This is a genomic window from Flavobacterium sp. (assembly GCF_004211145.1).
Classification (GTDB): domain Bacteria; phylum Bacteroidota; class Bacteroidia; order Flavobacteriales; family Flavobacteriaceae; genus Flavobacterium.
Genome location: NZ_SEBS01000007.1, coordinates 1 through 13,540 on the forward strand (window position 1 = coordinate 1; position 13,540 = coordinate 13,540).

At 46.4% G+C, this 13,540-nt stretch carries 14 protein-coding genes and 1 pseudogene; 6 read left to right on the plus strand and 9 right to left on the minus strand.

What is annotated here, in order from left to right; translation table 11 throughout:
• Positions 1-254 (plus strand): annotated as a pseudogene (locus EOO50_RS04515) (acetyl-CoA C-acyltransferase); the annotation flags it as partial.
• Positions 255-838: 584 nt separating this feature from the next.
• The gene (locus EOO50_RS04520) at positions 839-2,644 is read left to right on the plus strand and encodes an acyl-CoA dehydrogenase family protein (RefSeq protein WP_290838273.1); all 1,806 of its coding nucleotides are present in this window, start codon (positions 839-841) and stop codon (positions 2,642-2,644) included.
• 85 nt (positions 2,645-2,729) lie between these two features.
• Here EOO50_RS04520 and EOO50_RS04525 read toward each other — a convergent pair whose 3' ends face one another.
• Positions 2,730-3,137, minus strand: coding sequence for an META domain-containing protein (locus EOO50_RS04525; RefSeq protein ID WP_290838275.1), 408 nt, complete (start codon positions 3,135-3,137; stop codon positions 2,730-2,732).
• Between the two features lie 118 nt (positions 3,138-3,255).
• Between EOO50_RS04525 and EOO50_RS04530 the strand changes: the two genes are divergently transcribed.
• Positions 3,256-3,780, plus strand: coding sequence for a hypothetical protein (locus EOO50_RS04530; protein ID WP_290838276.1), 525 nt, complete (start codon positions 3,256-3,258; stop codon positions 3,778-3,780).
• 411 nt (positions 3,781-4,191) lie between these two features.
• Here the strand turns inward: EOO50_RS04530 and EOO50_RS04535 are convergent, their stop codons facing one another.
• The 6 genes from EOO50_RS04535 to EOO50_RS04560 all read right to left on the minus strand — a co-directional run bounded on the left by EOO50_RS04535 (position 4,192) and on the right by EOO50_RS04560 (position 8,426).
• Entirely contained in the window at positions 4,192-4,467 is a 276-nt protein-coding gene (locus EOO50_RS04535) for a YtxH domain-containing protein (protein ID WP_290838277.1), read from the minus strand.
• A 42-nt stretch (positions 4,468-4,509) separates the two neighbouring features.
• Entirely contained in the window at positions 4,510-4,668 is a 159-nt protein-coding gene (locus tag EOO50_RS04540; RefSeq protein WP_290838278.1) for a lmo0937 family membrane protein, read from the minus strand.
• A gap of 57 nt (positions 4,669-4,725) precedes the next feature.
• On the minus strand, positions 4,726-5,331 hold the full coding sequence (locus EOO50_RS04545; RefSeq protein WP_290838279.1) for a DUF4142 domain-containing protein: 606 nt from the start codon (positions 5,329-5,331) through the stop codon (positions 4,726-4,728).
• 178 nt (positions 5,332-5,509) lie between these two features.
• On the minus strand, positions 5,510-7,294 hold the full coding sequence (locus tag EOO50_RS04550; RefSeq protein ID WP_290838281.1) for a CHASE3 domain-containing protein: 1,785 nt from the start codon (positions 7,292-7,294) through the stop codon (positions 5,510-5,512).
• Between the two features lie 82 nt (positions 7,295-7,376).
• Complete coding sequence (locus EOO50_RS04555) at positions 7,377-7,823, minus strand: response regulator (RefSeq protein ID WP_290838283.1); 447 nt, start codon at positions 7,821-7,823, stop codon at positions 7,377-7,379.
• Positions 7,824-7,874: 51 nt separating this feature from the next.
• The gene (locus tag EOO50_RS04560) at positions 7,875-8,426 is read right to left on the minus strand and encodes an AraC family transcriptional regulator (protein WP_290838284.1); all 552 of its coding nucleotides are present in this window, start codon (positions 8,424-8,426) and stop codon (positions 7,875-7,877) included.
• 105 nt (positions 8,427-8,531) lie between these two features.
• Here EOO50_RS04560 and EOO50_RS04565 point away from each other — a divergent pair, with 105 nt between their 5' ends.
• A complete protein-coding gene (locus EOO50_RS04565) occupies positions 8,532-9,236 on the plus strand; it encodes a YetF domain-containing protein (RefSeq protein WP_290838286.1) in 705 nt (234 codons plus the stop codon).
• A gap of 193 nt (positions 9,237-9,429) precedes the next feature.
• Here EOO50_RS04565 and EOO50_RS04570 read toward each other — a convergent pair whose 3' ends face one another.
• Both EOO50_RS04570 and EOO50_RS04575 read right to left on the minus strand, forming a co-directional pair.
• Entirely contained in the window at positions 9,430-10,278 is an 849-nt protein-coding gene (locus tag EOO50_RS04570; RefSeq protein ID WP_290838287.1) for an SDR family oxidoreductase, read from the minus strand.
• 76 nt (positions 10,279-10,354) lie between these two features.
• Positions 10,355-11,557 (minus strand): FAD-binding oxidoreductase, encoded by a 1,203-nt coding sequence (locus EOO50_RS04575; RefSeq protein ID WP_290838288.1) that lies wholly within the window; start codon positions 11,555-11,557, stop codon positions 10,355-10,357.
• Positions 11,558-11,689: 132 nt separating this feature from the next.
• Here EOO50_RS04575 and EOO50_RS04580 point away from each other — a divergent pair, with 132 nt between their 5' ends.
• Entirely contained in the window at positions 11,690-12,226 is a 537-nt protein-coding gene (locus EOO50_RS04580; RefSeq protein ID WP_290838289.1) for a superoxide dismutase family protein, read from the plus strand.
• 109 nt (positions 12,227-12,335) lie between these two features.
• Positions 12,336-13,532 carry an LETM1-related biofilm-associated protein gene (locus tag EOO50_RS04585; RefSeq protein WP_290838291.1) on the plus strand — a complete coding sequence of 399 codons (1,197 nt, stop codon included), beginning with the start codon at positions 12,336-12,338 and terminating at the stop codon, positions 13,530-13,532.
• Positions 13,533-13,540 lie beyond the last annotated feature (8 nt).

A 13,540-nucleotide genomic window follows, 5' to 3' on the forward strand; every position in this document is an offset into this window, starting at 1 on the left:
ACATCGAATTATTCGAGTTGAACGAGGCATTCGCATCACAATCTCTCGCGGTCATTCGCGAACTCGGCATCAATCCCGACATCGTGAACGTGAACGGAGGCGCGATCGCACTCGGGCATCCGCTGGGCTGTACGGGCGCGAAATTGTCGGTGCAATTGTTTGACGAGATGAAAAAACGCGGCAACAAATACGGAATTGTGACGATGTGCGTGGGAACCGGACAGGGCGCAGCGGGAGTTTATGAAATTATTTGATTTAGCTATCTCTGTTATAATTAAATCTGAAAAAAGTTAGCCACAGATTCACAGATTTTATTTGGATTTTTCAAAGCTGCGCTTTCGACTTTTGCGATTCAAAAAGCAAAAGTCTTAAAAATTAATACAAATGCTTAAATCATTTAGCAGCAAGTGAGTAGAAATCTGTGAATCTGTGGCCTAAAAAATAAGGCCGAGCGTAGCGAGGCCGCCAAACGAAACAAAAGAACTTTGCGCCTTCGAGTCTTCGTGTCTTCGTGTCTTCGTGGCAAAAAAATTAATCGAGGCCGAGCGAAGCAAGGCCGCCAAACGAGAAAAAAAAACTTTGCGCCTTCGTGACTTCCTGTCTTCGTGGCAAAAAGAATTAACCAAAAGGCCGAGCGCAGCGAGGCCGCCGAACGAAACCAAAAAAACTTTGCGCCTTCGTGACTTCATGTCTTCGTGGCAAAAAAAATTAACCAAGGCCGAGCGAAGCGAAGCCACCAAACGAAACCAAAAAAACTTTGCGCCTTCGTGACTTCGTGTCTCCGTGGCAAAAAAATTAACCAAGGCCGAGCGAAGCGAAGCCAAAACGAACCAAAAATATGGAAACAGCAATCGAAAAAGACGTAACCCGCGGAGGCCAATTCCTCGTCAAAGAAACCCAATCCCAAGACATCTTCACACCCGAAGATTTCTCCGAAGAGCAACGCATGATGCGCGATTCGGTCAAGGAATTCACCGACAAGGAACTTTGGGCGCACAAAGAAAAATTCGAAAAGAAAGACTACGCCTACACGGAAGCCACGATGCGAAAGGCTGGCGAAATGGGCTTCCTAAGCGTATCCGTTCCCGAGGCCTACGGCGGAATGGGAATGGGATTCGTCGATACGGTTTTGGTGTGCGACTACATCTCAGGCGCGACGGGTTCGTTTTCGACGGCTTTCGGAGCGCACACGGGAATCGGGACCATGCCGATCACGTTATACGGAACTGAGGAACAAAAACAAAAATACGTACCGAAACTCGCTTCAGGCGAATGGTTCGGAGCATATTGCCTTACCGAACCGGGCGCAGGATCGGATGCGAATTCGGGAAAAACCAAAGCCGTTTTATCCGACGATGGAAAATACTATTCGATCACGGGACAAAAAATGTGGATCTCGAACGCCGGATTCTGTTCGGTATTCATCGTGTTCGCGAGAATCGGCGACGATAAGAACATCACGGGATTCATTATCGAAAATGATCCGTCGAACGGAATCACGCTCGGGGAAGAAGAACACAAACTTGGCATCCGCGCAAGCTCGACGCGACAGGTTTTCTTTAATGAAACGAAAGTTCCGGTCGAGAATATGTTGTCGGAACGCGGAAACGGCTTTAAGATCGCAATGAATGCGCTGAACGTCGGACGAATCAAACTCGGAGCCGCCTGTCTCGACGCACAACGCCGAATCACGACCGAAGCCGCGAAATATGCAAGCGATCGCGTGCAATTCAATACGCCGATCGCATCGTTCGGAGCAATCCGCGCGAAATTGGCCGAAATGGCGACTTCGTGCTACGCGGGAGAAAGCGCAACCTATCGCGCCGCTTATGACATACAAACACGCATCGCCGCTCGCGAAGCCGCCGGAGCGTCTCACCAGGAAGCTGAATTGAAAGGCGTCGAGGAATACGCGATCGAATGTTCGATCATTAAAGTCGCGGTTTCTGAAGACGTTCAGAATTGCGCCGACGAAGGCATACAAATCTTCGGTGGAATGGGATTTTCTGAAGATACTCCGATGGAATCGGCTTGGAGAGATGCACGTATTTCACGTATTTACGAAGGAACGAACGAGATCAACCGAATGCTTTCGGTGGGAATGTTGATCAAGAAAGCGATGAAAGGCCACGTGGATTTGCTCGGACCGGCGATGAAAGTCCAGGAAGAACTCATGGGAATTCCCGATTTCAACACGCCCGATTATTCGGAATTGTTCAGCGAAGAAAAAGACATCATCAAGAAACTGAAGAACGCATTTTTGATGGTCGCAGGTTCGGCTGTCCAGAAGTACGGTCCGGATTTGGATTCGCACCAACAGCTCTTGATGGCGGCGGCCGACATGTTGATTGAGATCTATGTGGCCGAATCGACGATTTTGCGCACCGAAAAACTCGCGAAATCCATCGGAGAAGAAGCCGCGAAAGCCCAGATCGCCATGGCAAAATTATACTTGTACAAAGCCGTTGACATCGTCGGATCGAAAGGAAAAGAAGGCGTCGCGTCATTCAGCGAAGGAGACGAACAGCGCGTGATGATGATGGGATTGCGCCGATTCACGAAATATGCGAATATGCCGAACGTAGTCGCGTTGCGCGAGACGATCGCCGAGAATGTCGTGTCAGCGAACGGATATCATTTTTAAAATAGAAAAGCGTAAAGCATAGAGCTTCGGCTTAAAGCAATTAGTTAAGTTAAGGCCAAAGACGTCTCGGGAAACCGGGGCGTTTTTATTTTTTGGCAAATCGCATGATCGCGATGTCGTCGTTGAGCAATGTGAGTTTGCCCTCGGAATCGAATGTGTAGGCGTTCGCTTTAAATAATGCGCCCATGAAAATGCGTTCGCCATCGCCGGGGCAAAACATTTTGGTCGTGATCATGTTTTGGTCGAATGTGACGAGGTTTCCGACGACCTTCACGCCACCTGAGAAATTATTGCAGCCGTTTTTACCAGACGCCTGGTTCTGTACGACATCGACGTTGAGAGTCGGTTTTTCGTTCGGATAAAGTTTTGTGAAGTCGGCGCCCGGAGCCGAGAGGTATTCGAGTGTCCAACTGCCGTTGATCGTCGGGACTTTTTGTTTGCATTTGCAGGAAACGACGAACAATATCGGAAGGAAAAAAAGCAGTTTTCTCATGGTTTTTTGTTTCGTTGGTCGATCCAAATTTACAAATTATTTGAAGTAGCGTTTGAAATTATCGGACGATTTCCACGCGAGTTCCTTATTTTTAAGGACTTTTTAAAAACAACTGATTATGAAATTACTTGGAATTGGTTCGCGCATCGATCATCCCGAATACGGAAAAGGTGTCGTGACGAATGTTTCTTCTAAAGATTATTGGGTGACGTTCATCGAAGGCGGTTTGGAAACGATCGCGCTCAACGATGAATTCACGGTCATCGACGCAGCCGAAAACGAAGTCGATACGGTAAGTTTCGTCGATGTCGAGAAATCCCTCAAGAAAATCCTGCAACGTTGGAGCGATACGACCGAAGCCGTTCCCATCGCCGACAAATGGAAAGGCGGCAACCTCAAACTCGAGCCGGGACAAAACGGCGTCCAGGGCAAAGATGTTCCGATCGACACGTTCTTCAATAAAATCGTGATGGTGCGCGACCGCCTTCGCGTCATGGAGCAAAAAATCAATGCGAGCAATCTCGACAATGCCGAGAAGGTCGAACTCCAACAATATATCACGCGCATTTACGGATCACTGACGACTTTTAATGTGTTGTTTAAGTTGCAGAGTGATTATTTTGTTGGGGAGAAGAGTAAATGAGTGTAAAAAGTTCAAAGTGCAAAGTACAAAGCCGGGTCTTCTTGACCAAACTTTGCACTTTGTACTTTGCACTATGCACTTTATAAAATTAAAAAAGCGGCCATTGAGGAAGCGGCCGCTTTTACTTGCATGAGCATATTGTTTAGAGAGTAACGATATGCATCCTGCAAAAACCAAACAAACATTTATTGTAGTCCCTTGAATCGTTGTGATTGCTCTACATGACAAAGATGCGGCAATCTCGCAATCGTTTTGTTACAGGATTTTTGTGGTTTGTTACATTATTTCATTTTGACGTTATTTTTGTTTGAAATTTGGAATTTAGAGTTTACACCGAATGCAAATTCCTAAACCTTAAACAAAAAAAAGAACCGCGATGTGCGATTCTTTCCTACAGATTAACTCAATTATCTATACTGTGGCATTGGTTTGTTCTGCGACACCGTTTACGGCTTTCTCGGCCTTTCCGGTGAGTTCGTTAAATTTGGATTTCACGCTTTCGATTTTTTCGGAAGCAGCATCTACGATCTGTCCGTACTTATCGACTGCCTGACCTTTAAGGTCTGCACCTTTATCTTTGATTTTCTTGCGTGTCTCGCTTCCTTTATCAGGTGCGAAAAGTATTCCTAGCGCAGCGCCAACGGCCACACCTGCGAAAAGTCCTATCAATACATTTTTATTGCTCATGACATTTGGTTTTAATGATTAAAAATTCAGTTTGTTATTCCGTTATAGCGGTTTTCTGCCCTGGATAACGCGAAGCAATACGACGATCACCGCGATTACCAATAAGATGTGGATAATTCCTCCTGAGTAAAAGCCTCCTAAAAAGCTGATCGCCCAAATGATCACCAGGATCACTGCTATTGTGTACAATAAATTTCCCATGGTTTCTGTGTTGTTTTTAGTTTATAGTTCTATTTGTTATTTAGGTACTCGGTTTATTTATTTCAATTTTGCCTGAACTTCTTTCGAATGTTGAAGATGCGTGTTCAGGACGGGAAGCGTTTTCTGGGCCCAAGCCTTGATTTCAGCATCGGTTCCTTCTTTCACGTATTCCTCGAACTTCTTGATAGTTTTCTCGTGACCTTCGACCATTTTGTCGGCGTAGGCTTTGTCAAAATCGGCAGCCTTTTTCTCGTTGAGTTTATTATAGGCTTCTTTTCCGTCCTCAGTCAACCCTTTTGGAAGGCTGATATTTTTGGCGGTAGCAAGCAACTCAACTTCAGTAGATGTGGCCGTGTGAGCCGTAACCATCATCGTCCCTAAAGCCTTGACGTCGGCGTTCGCACTTTTTTGGGCGAGTTTTCCGAGTTCGATTTCTTTCATGTCGACTTCGGCAACTGCCATAAGGAATTCAGAATCGTCTTCTTTTGCGTCGTTCTCAACACCTGTCGAGTCATTGTCGAATTTCGCTTCGTTTTGTTCTTCGGCGACTTCTTCAGTATCGGTTGATTTCTCTTTTTTATCGCAAGATTGGAATGAAAGAGTAAAAGCTAAAAGCAATAGCATCGAGGCTGCGCATAATCTGAAGAAATAGGAATTTTTCATAACTAATGGATTTTGTGTTTGTATTTCACAAAGTTGCCATTTCCTAAACCGATATGCGTTACAGGATATTTTGCAATTCTTATAATATTTCCCGAATTGCAGATTTTACGACATGGAGCGCCGATAATTTGTGCCGATTCTTAAAATCCGCCCCTAAAAGTGAACGAAAAATTTAGATTTAAAGAACAGGCAGATACAATCGAAACGTGGCTCCGCTTCCAGGATTTCCCTCGGCGAAAATAAAACCGTCGTGGCTTTCGGCCATTTTCTTACAGATCGCCAACCCGATTCCCGTTCCCGAATATTTTTCCTTATCATGGAGTCGGTGAAACAACACGAAAATCTTCGATTCGTATTCAGGTTCGAAGCCGATGCCGTTGTCTGAAAAAGCGATCTCATGGTATTTCCTACCCGATTGCTTCTTGAGTTTCGCCACATCCTTCGCGTCGACGATTTGGTATGTGATGTTGATTTCGGGTTTCACATCCTCGCGCGCGTACTTGATTGAATTGCTGATCAGGTTCACGAAGAGTTGCTGAATCTGGTAAGGCGTGACGCGGATCGTCGGGAGTTTGTCCGACAAAAAAGTCGCGTGCTTCTCCTCTATCACCTGCGCAAGATCGGTTTTCGCGTTTTCGAGAAGCTCGTTGAGATTGGTGTTCTCAGGCTGTTTCTCGTTTCGGTTCAGGCGCGAATAGACCAAAAGATCGTCGATGAGTTTCTGCGCTCGGTTCGCCGACGATTGTATACGCAGCAGATACGACCGCGAATTGTCGGAAATCAACTTCAGGTCATTTTCGTCGATGCGGGAAATGAACATCTGTATCTTGCGCATCGGTTCCTGCAGATCGTGGCTTACGATGTGGTTGAACGACGACAGTTCCGAATTCGTACTCGCCAGTTCCTTGTTCTTCTGTTCGAGTTTTACGGTGTTCCGATGTTGGCTCGTGATATCGCAATCGATCCCGATTATCGTCTCGCGCCCCGAACTGTCAGTCACCAATTTGCTGATCGTCCTGAAAACGCGGCCTTTCCTGTCGGCGCGGATTACTTTGTATTGGATGATGAACGGCGTCTGGTTCAGCGACTTCACGAAACAATCGTTCACGCGCCTGCGGTCTTGCGGATGCACGAATTTGAGGAAGTTCTTTACTGTCGGCTCGAACGAATCGATTTCGCAGGCCAACAATTTGAATCGATTGTCTGAGAACGTGAGTTTCTTTGACTTCAGATCGTATTCCCAATGACAGATCTCGCCTATGTTCTCAGCATACGCAAACGTCTCGTTCACGTGCTTGAGCGATTGGTTGAGCAACCGCATACGCTTCACGTTGTTCTTGAGTTTCAGAAACGTGAGCAGGAAAACGATGATCGAAAAAATGACGAGGAACGACGAGGTGAACGGCGTGAACGTAATCTCGTCCTCATGCGCTTTTTGCTGGGCTTCGAGAATCTTGTTTTCGCTTTCGACGATTTGGTTGATTTGAAGGCGGATGCGATCCATGACGAGTTTTCCCTTCCAGATCTGTTCCTTGAACTCGGGCGAATCGTTCCTGAAGCGCTTGCTTTGGTTGATGTTGTCGCGAAACACGCGGAAACGTTCGTTGATCATCACGTACAACGTATCGAATTCGGCTTTGCGCTTCTGATTACTTTGCGTGAGTTTCTTGATCGAAAGCAACGATTTATTGATGTGGACGTGACTGTAATTATACGGCTCGAGATAGCGCTCGTCGTGCGTGAGCAGATAACCCCGATGAGCCGATTCGGCGTCCTTGAGTTCCGAGAACAAGCGTTCGAGTTCCACGCGAACGTCTAACGAATGCGTGATCGCCTTTTGCGTCTCGGACATCGTCCTGATCTGCTTGAACGAAATGCTGCCGATGAAAAACAGCGTGAATATCGAAAGCACGAAGACAACCGTCAACACGAACGAAGGCGAAACGTACTTTTTTATTTTCATTAGATGGCTTTTAAATTCGATTTGGGACGATGCCATTTTTATCTCGGACGTTCTCGCATTCCGAAAAACTCAATACTCAATACTAAATACTAAAAAGAAACGTATCCTTATTCAATCCGCCCGTATGAAACTGCCAATTCACGTTCAGCACTTCAGAAATCACGCGTTTGAGCGCATTGAAATCACTCGGCTTGCGGATGTAGACGTTCGCGCCTTTCACGAAAGCGGCCTCGATGTCTTCCTCAGACCCCGAAGTCGAATAAATGGCGATGGTCAAATGTTTCAACCGTTCGCTGCCGCGGATCGATTCAAGGCATTCGAAACCGTTTTTACACGGCATATTCAAATCTAAGAAAAGGATGTGCGGCAATTCGTTCGATTCGTCTTCAAGATAGTGCATGAGCTTTTCGCCGTCGTGCGCGACCTTGAGTTCCGTATCGAGTTTCAGCGAATCGATGGCATCCTTGAAGAACAGACGATCGTCCTCATCGTCGTCTGCGAGCAGGATCATGGTTTTCCCGGGTTTCATAACGTCATTCTGTTTGTGTGGTGGCTTAAATGTACGTCAAATTTAAATCGGCTAACGCGCGCCGGCCCTCTTTTTAATGATGCGTTGGAAGGCTGTCGGGGTAAGTCCCGTGGTTTTCTTGAATTGGTTCGAAAGGTGTGCGACGCTACTGTAGTTCAATTGGTACGAAATTTCTGTAAGTGTCAGTTCGCCTTCAATGATAAGCTGCTTGGCGCGCTCGATCTTTTGGATGATAATGAAGTTTTCGATCGACGAATATGTGACTTCTGAAAACAAATTCGAAATATAACCGTAACTGTGGTTCAATCGGTCGGCCAGATACGTCGAGATGTTCGTGTTCGGAAGCTTCTCTTTTTCGTAGATCATTTCAATGATGATATCCTTGGTCTTCTCAATGAGCGTGTTCTTGTGGTTGCTCACGATTCGGATACCGTAACGCTCCAATGAAGCCTCAAGTTGCTTCTGCACATCGGGCGTCATCGTGCCCTTGATCTCGACCTCGCCCAATTCCTTGAGTTCATAGTCGATGCCGTAATGCTCGAGTTGTTCCTGAAGAATGACCTTGCAGGCCAGGTTGATATCATATTTGATGTAAAGCTTCATTTGTCTGGTCGTATTTTTCGTAAATATATAGTAAAATGTGATAATGATGCAAGATGATTTGTCATATAATTTCCGTAATTTGATTGGAATCCAAACATAAAAAACATGCAGCAACAACCTGAAGGTTTCGATTGGGAAACCATGCTTAAAGGCAGTGAAGATTGGGGCTTTCACGGCGAGATCATCATCCGTACTTTTTTAATGTATCTCGTCATTTTGTTCGCGTTGAGCATCTTGGGCAAACGAGGCGTGAAACAGCTATCGGTGTTCGAATTGGTTATCATCATAGGTTTTGGATCGGCGGCGGGCGACCCGATGTTTTACAAGGATGTCGGAATTCTGAACGCCATAACCGTTTTACTGCTCATCGTGTTGCTTTACAAGATAACGACACACTTGGTCTTCAAAAGTTCGGCGATTGAAAAGTTCATTGAAGGTGAACCTATTTGCCTCGTCGACGACGGGAAATTCTCCATCTCGAACTTCGACAAAGAGCCGTTGGGTTACGATGAATTTTTCTCAGAGATGCGCACCAAGAGCGTTTCCCATTTAGGCCAGATCGAACAGGCGATCATCGAAGTCACGGGTGAAATCAGCATATATTATTATGAAGACAAAGACGTGAAATACGGTCTGCCGATTCTTCCGAGCCTCTACGCCGAGAAACACAAACAAATCCTCTCATCCGGAATGTATTCGTGCAGTTTCTGCGGATTCACTGAAAAACTCGCCGCGACCGATCATCACATCTGCCCCGAATGCCGCAAGGACGAATGGGTGACATCAATCAACAAACGACGGATAACTTAGGTAGATTGACAGATGTTGGATTTACAGATGTTAGATTTACAGATTTACAGAACTCCAAAGTCCAAAATCTGACAATCTGAAATCTCAAAATATGAAATATGAAATCTGAAAATCTGAAATCTTAAAATCTTAAAATCTGAAATCTGAAATCCGAAATCTGAAAATCTGAAATCTGAAAATCCGAAATCCAAAATCAACTCCCAACCATTTCCCCGCCATTCACATGAATCACCTGGCCCGTAATATAACTCGCATCCTTACTCGCCAAAAACACATAGGCCGGTCCGACTTCTGACGGCTGTCCTGCCCTTTTCATCGGCGTGTCCTGCCCAAAATCGCTTACTTTATCAAACGTTGAAACGATCAAAGGCGTCCAAATCGGGCCCGGCGCGACGGCATTTACACGAATTCCTTTCTCAGCAAGCATCGTCGAAAGCGAACGCGTAAACGTGACGATCGCACCTTTCGTGCTCGAATAATCGAGCAAGTGTTCACTGCCACGATATGCCGTGACCGAGGCCGTATTTATGATACAATCGCCTGATTTCAAATGCAGCAAGGCTTCCTTGACCAGATAAAAGAACGGATAAATATTGGTTTCAAAAGTTTCCGATAGTTGTTTCTTGGTGATGTCCGACAGCTCGGTCTGCGGAAATTGCCGGGCCGCATTATTGACCAAGATATTGAGCTTCCCGAATTTCGAGATTGTCTTTTCAATCACCGATCTGCAGAAACTCTCTTTTTTAAGGTCGCCTTTTATGAGATGGCACGTGCGGCCTTCAGCTTCGACTATCGCTTTGGTTTGGTTCGCGTCGGCGTCTTCGTTCAAATAGACGATCGCGACATCGGCTCCTTCCTTGGCGAAATAAACGGCGATGCTGCGCCCGATTCCACTGTCGCCGCCCGTTATCAAAGCGATTTTACCTTTTAGTTTTTCGCTGCCCTTGTATTCGGGATATACGATTTCAGGCTCGGGAACCATGTTCGATTCCTTGCCCGGCCTTTTCTGTTTTTGCTGTGGAAATTCCGATGGTTTTGCCATGACTCGACTTTTTCGTAAAGTTAAATCGCAGGCAATCCAAACGTCTTGCAGTTTTCACGGTTTTCGTTATCGGATTTTATCGCCCGAACCTGAAGATTTCCGCATCCTTGTTTTCCTTTCCAAGCATCAGATCGGTGATGATTTCAGCGGCGACCAAACTGAACGTGATGCCGTTTCCGCCGAATCCGAGCGCGAAATAACTGTTGGGCAGTTTCTCATATTCGCCTATGTAAGGCAAACCGTCTTTCGTCGCGCCGAACGTTCCCGCCCAGCTGAATTCCATTTCAAAAGCGATGTCGGGAAACAATTTTTTGAAATCGTTCGTAAGCTGTTTCGCCTTGCGTTTGAGCAGCTTTTCGCGTTTCGCGGGCGTCGAGAATTCCTCATCGCGACCTCCGACCAAAATCCTGCGGTCGGGCGTCGTTCGCAAATACAAATAGGGATCGGTCGTGTTCCAAAGCAAGGCGTTGCGTTTCCAGAATTCGGTCTTCTCATTGAATTGCTCGCTGACGATCGCATACGTCGAAAGCAAATCCACTATATTTTCATCGATCTGGTCGACAACCTCGTAACCTGTCGCGTACACCAATTTCGTGCACTTCACCTTGCAGCCGTTCTCGGTTTCGAGGTCGACGCCATTTTTGTGGTGCTTTATTTTGACGACGCGGGTTCGGTCGTAAATATCGGCCTGCTGTTGTTTCTTGTGTTGCAAAAGTTCGTGCGAAAATAAATACACGTCGAGTTGGGCACCGTGATGCGATAATATTCCCGCGGGCGAATCGAACCCGAATTCGCTTCGGATCCTATTATCGTCCAAAAATTCAACGTTGAAACCCGCATTTTTTCGCGCTTCGAATTCCTTCTTAATCATGGAAACGTCTTTTTTGTAAGCCGCGAAATACAAGCTGTCCTTGAATTCAAAATCGCCGCATTTGTGTGTGGCCGCTATCTTGCCGAGTTGCGTGATCGCGTTGTTGCACAAATGGTACGAACGGTCGGCGAAATCCTTTCCGACCATTTCGCGCAGCTTGTGCAAAGGCGTGTCGATTTCGTATTGCAACAGCGACGTACTCGCGCAAGTGCTTCCAAGCCCGATCGTACGCGCATCGATCAAAACCGTTTTGACACCAGTATTGACCAAATAATATCGCACGAGAGCGCCCGAAATTCCGCCGCCCAGGACGACGACATCGGTTTCGATATCCTTGTCGAGTTTCGGAAAATTATACGGAAGCCCATCCTTGACAAGCCAAAACGGGTAACCTGATTTCAAGATCATATGTATTGTTTATCCTAAAGTTAACGATTAACCTTTGCTCGCGCGTGACGGCAACCGTTAAAGCCGTGTTAACCAAAATTCGAAGCCTCGGTCAAATCGCTAAATTTGAGTAAACACTAAAAATCGTTTCCCATGAGAAAGATAGTCTATTCCATTTTTTGCATCGCCGCGTTGGCCGGATGTAAATCTTCAGGTAAAAAAGATTCGGCGGTTTCCCCGTCAAAAACAATAAAAGTCGCGCTCGCCCAAAAGAGTGACAGCGGCGTTTCAGGCGAAGCGACGTTCACTGAGAAAAACGGAGAAGTGAGATTCACTGCAAATCTTACGGGATTGGCGCCCGGAATCCACGCGATCCACATCCACGAAAAAGCCGATTGTTCCGATCCCAAAGCCGAATCGGCGGGCGGACACTGGAATCCTACCGCGAAAAAACACGGGAAATGGGGCGTCGGTGATTACCACAAAGGCGATATCGGAAACTTTCCTGCCGATGAAAACGGAAACGGAACCATTACGGTCACGACGTCCGAATGGTGCATCGGATGCGGCGACCCGAAAAAAGACATCATCGGAAAAGGGCTCATCGTACATGAAAAAGCCGACGATTTCGTGACGCAACCAACAGGAAATGCAGGCGGACGAGTGGCTTGCGCCGGCATCATCAAATAGTATCGGGATTTTGAGTTTTGAATGTCGAATTGTGACGAAATCTTAATTCGACATTCAGAATCCAAAATTCAAAATAAATAACACTAATTTCGCAGCCTAAACGAATTCGATGATCAATCCTTCGGCACACGGCTGGATCGACAAATTTTTCTCGGGACAAAAAAGCGGGAAAGATATTCCTACCGGTTCTTCGGAAGCTTTTTACCGCGAGATCCGAAAGACAGGTTTCATATACGGCCACGTCGTTTCGTTTTACACTTCCCAAAAAATCAAGACCGACGGTTGGCTCGACGAGGAACGCTCCAAGTTGGCGCTTCTCATCATCCTATACCGATTATATGTCGAAATCCGCGAGGACGACGACATCCGGAAATTCATATCGGAAACCATCGCGTTCTATGACGAGATGAATCCGAAAGGTTTCAATCTGTTCAAGAAAGTGTTGCCTGAAGACGTTCCGTCGTACAACCTCGAAAAGATCATCGACGAGCGCGTGCAGACGAATGACAACATCATCAGCAAGAATTTCTCGCACATCGTTACGAATGCGTTGCTTTTCGTCGACGTGATCGCGTACCAGAAATATCTCGAACAAGGTGCGATTCCCGATAAATATTTGAAGCGGGCCGAAGAAATCATCGTAAGTGTCGTCTCGCTCGCGTTGCAGACCAAATCGCGCAAATCCCAGTACGACAAATTACTCATCAAGCTGTTCGACACGTCCTTGCGCTACGGCAAATTCGCCGACGTCACGGTCCAAAATCCGGAATCGCTGCAACTTGGTTATTTCACGGACGCGCTTGAAAAGTATTATTTGCTTGACTTGGCCGGAATGGCGATGTGGAGCGACGGCGTGATGGAAAACGAAGAAGCGTATTTCATACACACGATCGCGGGTTTCCTGTCGATTCCTGAGAAAATCGTCGATGAAAGCATCTTTCAGGTCAACGACTTCATAGTGAGCTACAAAAAGGAAATCGCGTATTTCAATTATTCGAATCCCGTAAAGCACTTTTACGATCACATGACTGAAAGTGTGATCATCTTGATCCGACGCAATAAAAACCGCTTGGTGCGCGAAATCATGCAAAGCGGCGAGCTCATGAAATTGCTCGCCACATCGACAACGCGCGATCTCGACGAAAAGGAAAAGAAAAAAGTCCGAAAGCAATTGCTCGACGTGTGCAAGACGATTCCGTCGCTCACGATTTTCCTTTTGCCGGGCGGAAGTTTGTTGCTGCCGATACTTATAAAGTTCATTCCGCAGATGCTGCCGTCGGCGTTCAACGAAAACAGTGAAGAATAAAAAAGCCG

What these genes read in the sequence shown, in the direction of transcription:
- EOO50_RS04520 (WP_290838273.1), top strand. Translation starts at nt 839, where the DNA reads ATGGAAACAGCAATCGAAAAAGACGTAACCCGCGGAGGCCAATTCCTC.
- EOO50_RS04525 (WP_290838275.1), bottom strand. Translation starts at nt 3,137, where the DNA reads ATGAGAAAACTGCTTTTTTTCCTTCCGATATTGTTCGTCGTTTCCTGC.
- EOO50_RS04530 (WP_290838276.1), top strand. Translation starts at nt 3,256, where the DNA reads ATGAAATTACTTGGAATTGGTTCGCGCATCGATCATCCCGAATACGGA.
- EOO50_RS04535 (WP_290838277.1), bottom strand. Translation starts at nt 4,467, where the DNA reads ATGAGCAATAAAAATGTATTGATAGGACTTTTCGCAGGTGTGGCCGTT.
- EOO50_RS04540 (WP_290838278.1), bottom strand. Translation starts at nt 4,668, where the DNA reads ATGGGAAATTTATTGTACACAATAGCAGTGATCCTGGTGATCATTTGG.
- EOO50_RS04545 (WP_290838279.1), bottom strand. Translation starts at nt 5,331, where the DNA reads ATGAAAAATTCCTATTTCTTCAGATTATGCGCAGCCTCGATGCTATTG.
- EOO50_RS04550 (WP_290838281.1), bottom strand. Translation starts at nt 7,294, where the DNA reads ATGAAAATAAAAAAGTACGTTTCGCCTTCGTTCGTGTTGACGGTTGTC.
- EOO50_RS04555 (WP_290838283.1), bottom strand. Translation starts at nt 7,823, where the DNA reads ATGAAACCCGGGAAAACCATGATCCTGCTCGCAGACGACGATGAGGAC.
- EOO50_RS04560 (WP_290838284.1), bottom strand. Translation starts at nt 8,426, where the DNA reads ATGAAGCTTTACATCAAATATGATATCAACCTGGCCTGCAAGGTCATT.
- EOO50_RS04565 (WP_290838286.1), top strand. Translation starts at nt 8,532, where the DNA reads ATGCAGCAACAACCTGAAGGTTTCGATTGGGAAACCATGCTTAAAGGC.
- EOO50_RS04570 (WP_290838287.1), bottom strand. Translation starts at nt 10,278, where the DNA reads ATGGCAAAACCATCGGAATTTCCACAGCAAAAACAGAAAAGGCCGGGC.
- EOO50_RS04575 (WP_290838288.1), bottom strand. Translation starts at nt 11,557, where the DNA reads ATGATCTTGAAATCAGGTTACCCGTTTTGGCTTGTCAAGGATGGGCTT.
- EOO50_RS04580 (WP_290838289.1), top strand. Translation starts at nt 11,690, where the DNA reads ATGAGAAAGATAGTCTATTCCATTTTTTGCATCGCCGCGTTGGCCGGA.
- EOO50_RS04585 (WP_290838291.1), top strand. Translation starts at nt 12,336, where the DNA reads ATGATCAATCCTTCGGCACACGGCTGGATCGACAAATTTTTCTCGGGA.